Consider the following 12,428-nt stretch of genomic DNA (forward strand, 5'->3'; position numbering starts at 1 on the left):
AGCTCACCGCCCCTCCTTATTTATATGGAATCCTATGTACTTTTAGAATTTCCCTAACGTTTCGTCGTTATCCAGACCCCAAAATTCTTCCGGCAAACCACGATCCGCGGCATCGCCGTTGCGCCGCGCGTCGTTCGAGCGAATGAATCCGTTCCTCGACAAGCATCGCATCCAGCCTGTCATCGACCGCGTCTACGCGTTCGACGAAACCGTGCAGGCGTTCGGCAAGGTCGTGATCAAGATCGGCGATCGAGGCGATTGAGGCAATTAAGGCGATCGAGCGCGAGGCGGGCGTGGTCCGTCGTCAGAAGCGATGTGCGAAAAGCAGCTTGGGGGAGGCCAAAACGGGTGTTTTCGCCACACCGCACCCGGCAAGGGTTGACGCGCGGAATGCGTGGCCATTACCCTTGCGCGCTGATGGTTCCCGGCGACGGGATCAAAAGGGAACGCAGTGCAAGACTGCGGCTGCCCCCGCAACTGTCAGCGGCGAGTCCATGCCAGAGAGGGCCACTGGGAAACCGGGAAGGCCGGCAACGGACGTCGACCCGCGAGCCAGGAGACCTGCCATCAGCCGAGTCCAGCAGCCGCAGCGGGCGGGGATCCCCAATGCGCAAGCACCGCCCATGCGGCGGTCGCCCGTTGCAAGGACAGCCCTATACGGGAGCTGTTTCCAGCCACTGCATCATGACGTTTCGCCAATTCGTTTTGACTTCCGCCGCGCTCGCCTGTGCGTGGCAAACCGCGCATGCTACCGCTGTTGCCACCGCTGGTGCCACCGACGCCGCCAACGCATCGCCCACCCAGGCGCAGCAGCCCAGCGACGACACCACGCTGCCCAATATCCTCGTCGTGGGCGACACGCAGCATCTGCCGCAATCGTTCGACCAGCGCTACGCGAGCACTCAGGTGCTCACGCGCGCAGACCTCGAGCGCGTCTCCCCCGCCGACCCCAGTATCGCGCAGGCGCTCGCCACGCTGCCCGGCGTCACCGTCTCGCAGACGGGCGGCCCGGGGTCGTACACGGGGGTGAGCATCCGCGGGTCGTCGGCTGACCAGGTGGCCGTGTTCATCGACGGCATCCGCGTGGGCTCCGTCACCACCGGCACGGCCGAATGGGGCGATCTTGCGACCGCCTCGTTCGACCGCGTGGAGGTGATCTCGGGCCCCGCGGCCGCCTCGTTCGGCGCGGACGCCATGGGCGGCGTCGTCCAACTCTTCACGCGCCATGCGTCGAACCAGCCGAACCAGACCACCGTGTCGTTCGGCGGCGGCTCGAACAAGACCTTCGACACGCAGGTGCGCACCTCGGGCACGATCCCCTCGACCGGGCCGCTGTCCGCGTTGAGCGGCCTCACGTATTCGCTTGGCCTGCACGACTACAACACAGCCGGTATCGACGCGACGCAGCCCTGGGCTTACGGCCACGAAGACGGCCGCAACCCTTACCATGCGCAGAACCTGGACGCGCGCCTTGGCTACGCGTACGACAACTGGTCGATCTCGACCTTCGCGCTTTACCACCGCTCCGATCTGTCCTACGACAACGCGGGAGGCAACGACCGCCAGCGCGACAACCAGCTCACGACCGGCCTCGCGTTCCACCTCGACATCACGCCGACCACGCAGTTCGACCAGTCCGTGGGCTACGCGACGGACCGTCAGTTCCTCTATTCGAACGACCCGACGATCCCGACCGACGAAATCGACTCGACGCGCTTTTCCACCTCCACGTCGCTCACGCATCAGGAAAGGGGCCACACGCTCTTCGGCATGCCGCTCGACGGCGAGACCAAGCTCGCCTACGACTACACGCGCGAACTGGCGTTCCTGCCGGTCGATGTGCCGGGAGGCCTGCCCGCGCGCAACGATTCCGCGGTGTCGATGCATCAGTCGACCACGCTCGGACCGGTCACGCTGTTCCTCGCGGGGCGGCACGAGATCGTGCAAGGGGAAGCGGTCAATACCGGCAACGTCGCGCTCTCGTGGGCGATCACGCCGGTCTACACGGCGCGCGTTTCGTATGGCAATGCGTTCCGCCTGCCCACGTTCAACGACCTGTACTATCCGGGCTACTCGAACCCCAACCTGCTGCCCGAGCGCAGCGACTCGGTCGAGGCCGCGCTCGACGCCACCACGTCGATCGGCACGTTCACGGCAGCGGTGTACGACACGCGCGTGCACGATCTCATCACGTACAACTCGCAGACTTTCCTGCCCGTGAACGTGGGCCGCGCGCACATTCAGGGTCTCGACCTCTCGTACAAAGGTACGCTCGGCAAATACACACCGGTGAGCCTCACGGTGGGGATCCTGAATCCGCAGGACGTGACCGACCAGACCTGGCTCAATCGCCGCCCGCGCCAGACGGCGAGTCTGAGCGTGGATCACACGTGGGACGAGTTCCAGCTCCACGCGCTCAGCACCGGCGTTTCGCTGCTGTATAACGGCTCGACGTTCGACGACCAGCTCAACACCCTCTACCTGCCTTCGTGGACGACGGTGAGCCTGCGCGCCTCGTACCAGGTCAATGCGCATCTGGCGCTTTCGGCCACGCTTGCGAATGTGTTCAACCGGCAGTATGTGACCGCCTACGGGTACAACACGCTCGGGCGCACGGCGTTTGGCAAGGTGACCTATACGTTTTGACGCGTTGCCTGCGAGCGGGTGCGCTTAAGCTTTTTGCCCGCCCGCTCGCCTAGCCTTCACGCTTCGGCCGCCGCACCGCGCGAATCTTCCCGCTGTTCCCGCCGCCGCAAAAGAACTGCTCGCCGCCATCGGACTCCAGCCCCGAAACGGCGGTTCCGGGCGGCATGTCGAGCTGTTCCAGCACTTCGCCCGTGCCCGGATCGATACGCCGCAAGTCGCTCTCGTCGCCTTCCCAGGTGCCGTGCCACAGCTCGCCGTCCACCCACGTCACGCCCGTGACGAAGCGGCTCGATTCGAGCGTGCGCAGAATCGCGCCCGTCTGGGGATCGATCTGATGGATCTTGCGCTCGCGATACACCCCGACCCAGAGCGTGCCGTCCGCCCACGCGAGGCCCGAGTCGCCACCGCCTCCGGGCGCGGGAATCGTGGCGAGCACGCGGCCCGTTTCGGGGTCGATCTTGTGGATGCGGTCCTCGGCGATCTGGAACAGGTGCCGCCCGTCGAAGGCCGTGCCCGCGTGCGCCGCGATGTCGATCGAGCGCTGCGGCTGGCCGCTCACCGGATCGAGCGAGGCGATGCGCTCGCCCACGGCGAACCACACCTGCTTGCCGTCGTAGGTGACGCCGCCCACCTTCTCGACGCCCGGATAAGGGCCATACTCGCGAACGATCTCAGCCGTCGAACGTTTCATGTTTTCTCCTTTGGGTGAAGGGACAGGCGTTCATCCTAATCGCCCGGTAGCGGCGCGGGGAGTAACAAGGTCGTCGCGAATCCGGGAACAGGCGGCGTGGTCCAGCGGCGCGCACGGCCATAGCCGAACGACTGCACCTTGTCCGCCGTGGCGAGCGAATCGAGCGCGCGCTGCACGGTGCGCTGGCTCGCACCGAGCGCGAGTGCCAGCGCCGAACTCGACCACGATTCGCCATCGGCGAGAAAGGCCAGCACCGCCGCGTGTTTTTCTTCCACAGGCCGCGCGAGAACCACCACTTCGCTCGCGTTGCGCGGCGCGAGCGCAAAGCCCTGCTGGGTCGCGCCGATATCCGCTACGTCGCGCAACAGCGTGCGCAAGCGGCCAATTTCCACGCGCAGGCGCGCGCGGTGCGTTTCATCGGCGTGCTTCGTGCGAAAGGCGCGGGCGATGAGCGCGTCGCGGGGCACATCGGCGGGCCACGCCTCGGCGAGCGCGCGGGCGAGCACGAACAGCACGGGGCGCCTTGCGAGTTCGATGATCGTCGCGCCCTCGCGCGCGACGTAGCGGCACGCGTCCACGACAAGCGCTTTCGACGCGAGCAGCGCCTCGACGTCTTCCAGCAGGAGCACCCGCTCTTCGCCGCGCGCAATGAGGCGCGCAGCCGGCGAAGTCAACAGTAGCGCGGCGCTCTCGATCTCGGCGCTCAGCGCGGCGATGCCCGCCTCGCGCGCTGAGCGTGCGGCCTCGGCGAGCGAGCGCCGCGCCACCTGCGTTTGAATGCGCCGCATGGCAATGCCGGCGGCGATCAACTCGTGCGCCGCGCGCAACGCGGGCGGCAGCGGCGCGGGATCGGCCTGCGCGAGCATGCCCCCGGCCTCGTCGAGCCGGCCAATGAGCAGCAGACGGCGAATCTCCAGGTAGCGCGCGTGCGCGGCATTGAGGCGGTCGCCATGGGCTTCGAGCGTTTGCCGCGCCGCAGCGAGCGTATCGGCGGGCCAGCCGAGATCGCGCGAAGCGAGCGCGATCTCGGCCTCGGCGACGACGCAGCGAGCACGCGCCACTGCCTCGCGCGAGCCGAAGCCGCGCGCCGCGCTGCGCAGCAGCGCCTTTGCGCGCGCGAAGTCGCCGAGCTGCGCCATGGCGATGCCACGCAGCGCGAGCGCGGGCGCGTCGTCGCGCAATGCGACCCGGTTCAGCGCGCCGAGCGGATCACCGGCTGCGAGCGCGTGCGCCGCTGCCGTAATCAGCGAATCCATGGTCATGCGAATCCCGCCACACTTGTCACTCCCCTGCCTCCTCGGTCCGCGCCTAATCTAACACGGCGATCAACCGAATCATCGATCGAACGACGCGGCGGTGCGCACAGCACGCCGCCACTCTGGTGAATCCATAGGAGGACCAAGCAATGGCAACCCATACCACAGGAACGCGCGAAGACTGGCTTGCGGCACGTATCGAACTGCTCGCGGCCGAAAAGGAGCACACACGGCGCGGGGACGTACTGGCGCAGCAGCGCCAGGCGTTGCCGTGGGTGCGTGTGGACAAGACGTATCGCTTCGAAACCGAAGATGGGGGCGCCACGCTCGTAGATCTGTTCAAGGGGCGCTCGCAACTGCTCGTTTATCACTTCATGTTCGGGCCGGACTACGCGGCCGGTTGCCCGTCGTGCTCGTCGATTGCGGATGGCTTCGATGGCATCGCCGTGCATCTCGCGAATCACGACGTTCGGCTCATGGCGGTATCGCGCGCGCCGCTTGCCAAGCTGCTGGGCTACCGCGAGCGCATGGGATGGCAATTTCCGTGGGCCTCATCGAGCGGCAATGACTTCAACTTCGATTTCAACGTGTCGTTCACCACGGCGCAGCAGCGCGCGGGCGACATCGAATACAACTACGCGCGCAGCGGCCACGCGATGGACATGAATCCTCCGCCCGCGCCCGTTGTCGAGTTCGCAGCGAGCTGCGGCACCGACGCGGCGACCTACACGCGCGACCGCCCGGGCCTCAGCGCGTTCGTGCTGGAGGACGGCGTGGTCTATCACACGTACTCGACCTATGCGCGCGGTCTGGATGGCGTGTGGGGCATGTACCAGTGGCTCGACCGCGCGCCGAAGGGGCGCAACGAGGCCGGCATCTGGTGGCACCGGCACGATGAGTACACGCAAAGCTGAGGTGCGTCATGGATAGCGTCGGCATAACGGTACGGCGGCGCAGCGGCGCGCCGCGTGTGATTTTCTTCAGCGTTTCGTCGCTGGTCTTTGCGGCGAGCGCAGCGGTGACGTTCGTCTGGTGCGCTTCGATGGAGGCGATGGGCGGCACGCCCATGCCCGGCGGCTGGACGATGTCCGCACTCTGGGCACCCATGTGCGGACGCACCTGGTTCGACGCCGCCGTATCGTTTGCCGGCATGTGGAATGTGATGACGATCGCGATGATGTTGCCTGCGGTCGCGCCGGCTTTGTGGCGGTACTTTGAGGCCGTGGAGCATGCGCGCGCTGCGCGGATGACTGCGATAGCTGCGGCGGGGTATTTCCTTGTCTGGCTGCTTGTTGGGGTGCTCGTGTTCGCGGCGGGTGCGCAACTTACAGCGCTTGCCGTCGCCGCGCCTGCGTTGGCGCATACCGCGCCAGCCGCGGCGGGCGTTATCGTCGTGATCTCGGGCGTGTTGCAGTTCTCTGCGTGGAAAGCGCGGTGGCTTGCGTGCTGCGGGTACTCGCCGTCGTGCGGGCATGCGCGGCTCGATGTGCAGGCCGCACTGCGTCACGGCTTGAGGATCGGTCGGCACTGCCTGTGCTGCTGCGGGAATTTGATGGCGGCGCTGCTTGCGGCCGGTGTGATGGATCGGCCAGCGATGGCTCTGGTCGCTGCGGCTATTGCCGCGGAGAGATGGGTGCCAGGTGGCGAAAGAGTCGCGCGGGGGATCGGGGTGGCTGCGATCGCGGTGGGAGTGGTAATGGTGGTGCGGGCGGTGGCTACATAAAAAAAATCGCCGTTCCGCACTCGCGAAACGGCGATAAAACGCTCCGACTCTAACGTCGAACTCACGCCTCCAGACTCGCGCCTGCACACGAGCCTGATCGACGCTCCGGATTGTTATTAGCAGTCCGGAGTAACAGCAAGAGGCGGACTGGAGTCAACCTCTGCGCTGCTGGGCGAAGCCCGGCACGACCGGGGGGACACCCGGTCGCGCCGCACTGCGCGCCTCTTATGGCGGCTCACATGCCGCCGAAAGACTTCTTGACCGTCAGCTTGTTGGTCACCGACGTCACACCGGGAACACCCTTCGCGATGTCCTCGACCTTGGCGATCTGTGCCGTGTCCGAAACGGTCCCGTTGAGCGTAATCGCACCACCCTTGGCGCCCACGCTGATGTTGCCCGCGTTGATCGACTTGTCCTTCCCGATGGCCGCGTACACTTTGCGGCGCATGGCGCGATTCGCCTGTCTGTCCGTGGGCACCGCCGCGGAGGCCGCTGCGCCCGGAGCCGCCGTCGCGGACGCCGCCTGCGCCTGGGCGGGCGCGCTGGCGGACGCCTGGGGCTGTGCCCACGCACTCATGGAAGCCGCCGCGACGAACGTCGCGATTGCCAACCCAGCTACCGTGGTTTTCTTCATAAATTGCTCCGTTTTTTCTTGAGTTTATGAGGATCAGAACGCGTGACGAATACCCACCATCGCCGCCGTCGTCGACTGGCCCGGCGCGACCGGCGCACCGTAGATGATCGTCTGGTTCATGGTCCCCTTATTGCTGACGTAGCCGACCTGGGCATAAGCCTTCGTCGCCTTCGAGAGGTTGTATTCAGCGCCTACGGCAACTTCGCTCGAGTGATTCGCCGAGTTGTTGCGGTCCTTCAAATAGTAGTAGCCCGAAGTGACCTTGAAGACCGGGCTAAACTGGTAACCCAGGCCGGCCGAGATCATTTCGAAGTTGTAGGTCGCCTTCGTGAACAAGCTGGACGCGTTGGACGAGCTGAACGAGCTGGATATCGAGAATCCGCTGATCGTGTACATCGCGCCGACGTAGTAGAAGTTGTTGTTGTTGCGGCCAGTGGCTGGCGCAGCCGGCGTCGTGGGATAGTTTCCCGCGAACGGGTTGGTGTCGTGCCCGCTGTAGTAGACCCCAGCCAGGTTCAGGCCGTAGTTCGAGTACTTGAGCACCGCCGACTCGCGCGTGCCGCCCTGGAACTGGCCCGGCACACCGCCCGGCGCGTACTCCAGCTCGAGCGAAGCGCCATAGAACTTCGGCGATCTATAGACGATCGCGTTGCTGTCATAGAGCGCGCCGATCGGCGCGTTCGTGCTCGTGCCCGGCCAGCCGGCCGCCTGATTGAGGCCCAGCCACGCGGTGAGAATACTGCCGAAGTATTGCGCGCCGCGAACGTCGGTGTCCGCCATCGCGTAGATCATCGGAATGATCTGCCGGCCCGCGTCGATCGAACCGAACCAACCCGATCCACCAATGGTCGTGATCTGGTTGAAGAGCGCGGTCACGCCCGGCGTGTCGGACAGGCCCGACTTGCCGTTATTCGACGTGAACGAGCCTTGCAGCTTGAAGTTGATCTTGTAGCCGCCGCCAATGTCCTCCGTCCCCTTCAAACCCCAGATGCTCGAAAAGATGCCGCCGTCCTTGAGTTGCCAGACGCTTCCCAGATTCTTGGCAGTCCCTGAAAAGTTTGCCGCCGAGGTGCTTTGATACAGCACACCGGTGTCAACCACGCCATAAAGTGTGACCGACGATTGCGCATGCGCTGCGCTGGCGAACAGGGCCAACGCTGCCAGGCTGCCGAACTTCAATTTCATTGTCTCTCTCCGTGTGTGTGGCTACCGGGTGTCCCGGCGCCTATTGTTGTTGCCTGAAGGGTATTACCTGAATGAAAACTCTGTGACCAGGGACTTAACCAGCTTGCAGGTAGTGGCCGCCGTATTGATCACGCAACTGGTTCTTGAGCACCTTCCCCGTCGCGCCAATTGGCACGGCGTCGACGAACAGCACGGCGTCGGGCTTCCACCATTTCGCCACGCGGCCGTCGAAGAACATCAGCAAGTCGGCCGCCTCGAGCGCGCTGCCCGGCTTCTTCACGATCAGCAAGAGCGGCCGCTCGTCCCACTTCGGGTGGCGCGCCGCAATGCACACGGCTGTCGCGACTTCGGGGTGCAGACTCGCGACGTTTTCAATGTCGGCGGAACTGATCCACTCGCCGCCCGACTTGATCACGTCCTTGCTGCGATCCACGATCTGCATGAAACCGTCGGCATCGATCTTCGCCACGTCGCCGGTCGGGAACCAGCCGTCCTGCAGCGGCGAGGCGTAATCGCCGCCAAAGTATTCGTTCGCGACCCAATGGCCGCGCACCTGCAAATCGCCTGCGGCATTGCCGTCCCAGGGCAGTTCCTCGCCCGCGGCGTCGACGATCTTCATGTCGATGCCGAACACCGAGCGCCCCTGCTTCGCCTGAAGCGCGTAGCGCTCATCTTCGGCCAGCCCGGTCTGATGCGCCTTGAAACTGCAAACCGTGCCCACCGGGCTCAGCTCCGTCATGCCCCATGCATGCAGCACGTCGACGTGATGGCGCTTCTGGAACGCCTGGGTCATCGCGGTCGGGCACGGCGCGCCGCCGATGATGGTACGGCGCATGGAAGAGAACGAACCGGCTACCGATTCGACGTGCGCAAGCAGCCCTTGCCAGACAGTCGGCACGCCAGCCGAAACTGTGACCTGCTCTTCCTCGATCAGTTGATACAGCGACTTGCCATCCAGCGCCGCGCCCGGAAACACGAGCTTCGCGCCGGTCATGCAGGCGATGTACGGCAGGCCCCACGCATTGACATGGAACATCGGCACCACCGGCAGGATCGCGTCGCGCGCCGAGCAGTTCAGCGCGTCGGGCAACGCCGCGGCGTAGGTGTGCAGCAGCGTCGAGCGGTGGCTATAGAGCACGCCTTTCGGATTGCCAGTCGTGCCCGACGTATAGCAGAGCGACGAGGCGCTGTTTTCGTCGAGCAGCGGCCATTCGAAATCGTCCTTGTGATTGTCGATCAGATCCTCATAGCAAAGAAGTCGCGATCCAAGGCTATGGGTGCGCGGCATATGCGCGCGATCGGTCATGGCGATGAAAAATCTCGGAGAGGTCACACGTGCCGCGACGCTTTCGATGAGCGGCAAGAACGTGAGATCGAAAAAAATCACGCGGTCCTGTGCATGCTCGATGATGTACACGAGTTGATCGGCATGCAGGCGCGGATTCAGCGTATGAAGCACAGCACCCGAACCCGAAACCGCGAAGTACAGCTCCATGTGCCTGTAGCCATTCCAGGCCAGCGTACCCACGCGCTCGCCCGGCGCAATCACGAGGCTCGACAGCGCATTTGCCATGCGGCGCGCGCGCTGCGCGAGATCCCGGTAGCAGTAGCGGTGAATGTCGCCTTCCACGCGGCGCGAGACGATTTCGCGCGCGCCGTGATGGCGTTCTGCATGCTTGAGCAGCGAAGCAACCAGGAGCGGTTGCTCCATCATCATACCTTGCATGGTTTGCTATCCTAAGTAACTTTTGTTCGTGTGCGACGTTTAAATGCAGTGCCGCTCGGCTATGCCTGGCTGGAAGCCGGCGTTCCCATCACACTCAGCAGCAGCTTTCCTTCCACGGTCCGCACAGGAAACGTCGTGAGCTTCAGTCCGCCCGCGCCCGGCATACAGCCGCTGCGCACGTCGAAGCGCAGTCCGTGCGCCGGGCAGCGCAACATGCATCCTTCGAGCGGGCCGCTCGCGAGCGAGGCGCCGTTGTGGGGGCACGAATTGTCGACCGCGTGCATCTGTCCGTCGATATTGAACAGCACGATGCTGCGGCCATCGACGAAAACCAGCTTGCGCTGGCCCGGCGCGAGTTCGTCGGCCACGCCGACCGGTACTTCACGTGTCATTTCTCTTTCCCCTCAACTTCCCTCGGTTCGCCGCGACTCGCCTCAGTTTGCGAGCGCCAGCGCCATCGCGCCGGCCATCGCGACCGGCGAATACACGCCAGAGAGCGAATAACCCGTGTTGAACACGAAATAGGGCACGCCGGTCACCTGCGGGTCGGCGAAGGGCACGCGCTGTCCGGTCGGGTCCGCGAGGCGTTTCGATGCCGCAAGGTGCGCCTCAAGGCCCTCGCGTTCGAGGCCGCATTCAAGACCCAGACGTTCGAGCACCGCGTAGTCGCCGATGTCCTGACCTTCCATGAAGTAGGCCGTGAACACGCGCTCGATCAGCGCCGCGCTCTGTTCGCGCGTGCCGCGGCTAGCGGCGAACGTGACCAGGTCGTGCGCGGCGGCGGTATTCGGCAGCAGCTCGATGCGCTCGAACGCGAACTCGACACCCGCGTCGCGCCCCGCGCGCTGCACCTGCGCGCGCCGTGCGGCCACCGCTTCGGCGCTGCCCAGGCGGTCGCGATAGAACGCCTGATACGGCAGGCCTTCGAGCGGCGTCCACGGCAGCAGCTGGTGCGAGCGCCACTGCACACGCACGCGCACATCGGGCCGCGAACTCGCGAAACGCGCGAGCGCCGCATCCAGATTGCGCTTGCCGATCAGGCACCAGGGGCAGATGAAATCGAAGAAGGCTTCGATCGTCAATACGGCCGGTTCACCCGCGTCGCGACTCGCCTGCGCCGCCCACTTTTGATCAGACAAGTTCATGGATCAACATCTCGGCCATGGGCCATTCGCCAAATCCCGCTGCGGGATTCAGATGACCGACTTCACCCAGGTCAACAAGCCTGCTGCCCCAATCCTTCGCCATGGACTCCACGCGCTCGAATTGCGCGAGCGGATCGTTGCGGCTCGCGCCCACGATGCTCGGGAACGGCAGCGGCTTGCGCGGAATCGGGTTCCAGCCGTGCTCGACGAGCGTTTCGAATGCCGGATAACCCGGCGGCAGCGGCGTTTCGAGGTCCGCCGGCGCGGCAAGCAGCGCGCCATGAATCCTGCGGCTGTGCTGCTGCGCCCAATGCACCGTGATCATCACGCCCGCACTGTGCGCCACGAGGATAACGGGACCGTCGATTTTCGCGAGCGCCGCGTCGAGCGCGGCCACGCGCGCCGCGCAGCTCAGTTTGTCGTGCTCGAGAGGCGGCACGGAAGCCGCCTTGGGCAGTTTGCTTTCCAGCAGCGTCTGCCAGTGCTCCGCCACGTGGTCGCGCAACCCCGGGACCATCAAAATGGTCGGTGTGGTTTCCTGCGTCATTTGTTTGGTCTCCTGCGCGCTTTCAGTACGGCTTGTCGCCGATAATGCCGGCGCGTTCCATCTTGCGGTGACAGGGCGCATAGTCCATCACGGCATAGTGCTGGGTGCTGCGGTTGTCCCAGATCGCGATGCTGTTCGGCTTCCAGCGCCAGCGTACCTGGTACTCCGGAATATAGGCTTGGCTCACGAGATAGCGCAGCAGGTCGGCCGCGCCCGGATTGGCGTCCTGACCGAAGCGCACACGATCGGGCGTGTGATAGTTCGTGATGTGCGTCGTGAACGCGCTCACGAACAGCACCTTCTCGCCAGTTTCCGGATGCGTGCGCACCACCGGGTGTTCCGCGTCAGGAAACTGCGCTCTGAGCGCATGGCGCTTTTCGATCGGCATGGCCGCACCAAAGCTCGCTTCGATGCTGTGGCGCGCATACAGGCCGTCGATCTGCGCCTTCACGTGTTCCGGCAGCTTCTCGTATGCGAGCACCATGTTCGCCCACATCGTGTCGCCGCCCACGGGCGGGCACTCCACGCAGCGCAGCACCGCGCCGAACTGCGGCGCCTCGCGCCAGGTGGCATCCGCGTGCCAGGCGTTTTCGTAGCGGTCGTTGGGCTGCTCGGGGTTCTTGTAGATGCGCACGAGGCCCGGATGATCCGGGTCGCTGCCCGCCACCGGATGGTCCTCCAGCTCGCCGAAGCGGCGCGCGAACTCCACATGCTCGGTGCGCGTGATGTTCTGGTCGCGCAGGAACAGCACGCGGTGCTTGAGCAGCGCCGCGCGAATCTCGGCAAAGAGCCCGTCGTCGTGAACGGCATCGGCGAGATTCACGCCGGTCAGTTCCGCGCCGATGGCATAGGTCAGTTGTTCGACTTTCATGCTG

12 protein-coding genes and 1 riboswitch are annotated in these 12,428 nt (G+C 65.0%); of the genes, 3 read left to right on the forward strand and 9 right to left on the reverse strand.

Annotated features, from left to right (window positions below; all coding sequences use genetic code 11):
• The first annotated feature begins 401 nt into the window (after positions 1 to 401).
• Positions 402 to 583: riboswitch (cobalamin riboswitch) on the forward strand.
• A 101-nt stretch (positions 584 to 684) separates the two neighbouring features.
• On the forward strand, positions 685 to 2,646 hold the full coding sequence (locus tag JMY28_RS04370) for a TonB-dependent receptor domain-containing protein (RefSeq protein WP_201694684.1): 1,962 nt from the start codon (positions 685 to 687) through the stop codon (positions 2,644 to 2,646).
• A 49-nt stretch (positions 2,647 to 2,695) separates the two neighbouring features.
• Here the strand turns inward: JMY28_RS04370 and JMY28_RS04375 are convergent, their stop codons facing one another.
• Together JMY28_RS04375 and JMY28_RS04380 are read right to left on the reverse strand one after the other, a co-directional pair.
• Complete coding sequence (locus JMY28_RS04375; RefSeq protein WP_201694685.1) at positions 2,696 to 3,337, reverse strand: Vgb family protein; 642 nt, start codon at positions 3,335 to 3,337, stop codon at positions 2,696 to 2,698.
• Positions 3,338 to 3,372: 35 nt separating this feature from the next.
• The gene (locus JMY28_RS04380; protein WP_201694686.1) at positions 3,373 to 4,593 is read right to left on the reverse strand and encodes a helix-turn-helix domain-containing protein; all 1,221 of its coding nucleotides are present in this window, start codon (positions 4,591 to 4,593) and stop codon (positions 3,373 to 3,375) included.
• A 149-nt stretch (positions 4,594 to 4,742) separates the two neighbouring features.
• On the opposite strand from JMY28_RS04380, the gene JMY28_RS04385 reads away from it, so the two are divergent.
• Together JMY28_RS04385 and JMY28_RS04390 are read left to right on the forward strand one after the other, a co-directional pair.
• Complete coding sequence (locus tag JMY28_RS04385) at positions 4,743 to 5,507, forward strand: DUF899 domain-containing protein (RefSeq protein ID WP_201694687.1); 765 nt, start codon at positions 4,743 to 4,745, stop codon at positions 5,505 to 5,507.
• 8 nt (positions 5,508 to 5,515) lie between these two features.
• Complete coding sequence (locus tag JMY28_RS04390) at positions 5,516 to 6,316, forward strand: DUF2182 domain-containing protein (protein ID WP_201694688.1); 801 nt, start codon at positions 5,516 to 5,518, stop codon at positions 6,314 to 6,316.
• A gap of 235 nt (positions 6,317 to 6,551) precedes the next feature.
• On the opposite strand, the gene JMY28_RS04395 is transcribed toward JMY28_RS04390, so the two are convergent.
• From JMY28_RS04395 to JMY28_RS04425, 7 genes are all read right to left on the reverse strand, one after another.
• The gene (locus JMY28_RS04395; protein ID WP_201694689.1) at positions 6,552 to 6,950 is read right to left on the reverse strand and encodes a BON domain-containing protein; all 399 of its coding nucleotides are present in this window, start codon (positions 6,948 to 6,950) and stop codon (positions 6,552 to 6,554) included.
• 33 nt (positions 6,951 to 6,983) lie between these two features.
• A complete protein-coding gene (locus JMY28_RS04400; protein WP_201694690.1) occupies positions 6,984 to 8,135 on the reverse strand; it encodes a porin in 1,152 nt (383 codons plus the stop codon).
• A gap of 94 nt (positions 8,136 to 8,229) precedes the next feature.
• Positions 8,230 to 9,861 carry a 3-(methylthio)propionyl-CoA ligase gene (locus tag JMY28_RS04405; RefSeq protein WP_201694691.1) on the reverse strand — a complete coding sequence of 544 codons (1,632 nt, stop codon included), beginning with the start codon at positions 9,859 to 9,861 and terminating at the stop codon, positions 8,230 to 8,232.
• Positions 9,862 to 9,920: 59 nt separating this feature from the next.
• On the reverse strand, positions 9,921 to 10,253 hold the full coding sequence (locus JMY28_RS04410) for a Rieske (2Fe-2S) protein (RefSeq protein ID WP_201694692.1): 333 nt from the start codon (positions 10,251 to 10,253) through the stop codon (positions 9,921 to 9,923).
• Between the two features lie 42 nt (positions 10,254 to 10,295).
• Positions 10,296 to 11,006, reverse strand: a complete 711-nt coding sequence (locus JMY28_RS04415) for a DsbA family oxidoreductase (protein ID WP_201694693.1) — start codon at positions 11,004 to 11,006, stop codon at positions 10,296 to 10,298.
• Positions 10,993 to 11,553: an RBBP9/YdeN family alpha/beta hydrolase gene (locus JMY28_RS04420; protein ID WP_201694694.1), complete on the reverse strand. Its 561-nt coding sequence runs from the start codon at positions 11,551 to 11,553 to the stop codon at positions 10,993 to 10,995. Before JMY28_RS04420 ends, JMY28_RS04415 begins: the two co-directional genes overlap by 14 nt.
• A 22-nt stretch (positions 11,554 to 11,575) precedes the next feature.
• The gene (locus tag JMY28_RS04425; RefSeq protein ID WP_201694695.1) at positions 11,576 to 12,424 is read right to left on the reverse strand and encodes a TauD/TfdA dioxygenase family protein; all 849 of its coding nucleotides are present in this window, start codon (positions 12,422 to 12,424) and stop codon (positions 11,576 to 11,578) included.
• Positions 12,425 to 12,428 lie beyond the last annotated feature (4 nt).

Origin of the sequence: Paraburkholderia hiiakae (assembly GCF_904848665.1) — a bacterium.
GTDB lineage: Bacteria > Pseudomonadota > Gammaproteobacteria > Burkholderiales > Burkholderiaceae > Paraburkholderia > Paraburkholderia hiiakae.

Excerpts from the sequence above, each read along its gene's own strand:
- JMY28_RS04385 (WP_201694687.1), top strand. The coding sequence starts at position 4,743 with ATGGCAACCCATACCACAGGAACGCGCGAAGACTGGCTTGCGGCACGT.
- JMY28_RS04380 (WP_201694686.1), bottom strand. The coding sequence starts at position 4,593 with ATGGATTCGCTGATTACGGCAGCGGCGCACGCGCTCGCAGCCGGTGAT.
- JMY28_RS04425 (WP_201694695.1), bottom strand. The coding sequence starts at position 12,424 with ATGAAAGTCGAACAACTGACCTATGCCATCGGCGCGGAACTGACCGGC.
- JMY28_RS04400 (WP_201694690.1), bottom strand. The coding sequence starts at position 8,135 with ATGAAATTGAAGTTCGGCAGCCTGGCAGCGTTGGCCCTGTTCGCCAGC.
- JMY28_RS04395 (WP_201694689.1), bottom strand. The coding sequence starts at position 6,950 with ATGAAGAAAACCACGGTAGCTGGGTTGGCAATCGCGACGTTCGTCGCG.
- JMY28_RS04410 (WP_201694692.1), bottom strand. The coding sequence starts at position 10,253 with ATGACACGTGAAGTACCGGTCGGCGTGGCCGACGAACTCGCGCCGGGC.
- JMY28_RS04415 (WP_201694693.1), bottom strand. The coding sequence starts at position 11,006 with ATGAACTTGTCTGATCAAAAGTGGGCGGCGCAGGCGAGTCGCGACGCG.
- JMY28_RS04370 (WP_201694684.1), top strand. The coding sequence starts at position 685 with ATGACGTTTCGCCAATTCGTTTTGACTTCCGCCGCGCTCGCCTGTGCG.
- JMY28_RS04375 (WP_201694685.1), bottom strand. The coding sequence starts at position 3,337 with ATGAAACGTTCGACGGCTGAGATCGTTCGCGAGTATGGCCCTTATCCG.
- JMY28_RS04405 (WP_201694691.1), bottom strand. The coding sequence starts at position 9,861 with ATGCAAGGTATGATGATGGAGCAACCGCTCCTGGTTGCTTCGCTGCTC.
- JMY28_RS04390 (WP_201694688.1), top strand. The coding sequence starts at position 5,516 with ATGGATAGCGTCGGCATAACGGTACGGCGGCGCAGCGGCGCGCCGCGT.
- JMY28_RS04420 (WP_201694694.1), bottom strand. The coding sequence starts at position 11,553 with ATGACGCAGGAAACCACACCGACCATTTTGATGGTCCCGGGGTTGCGC.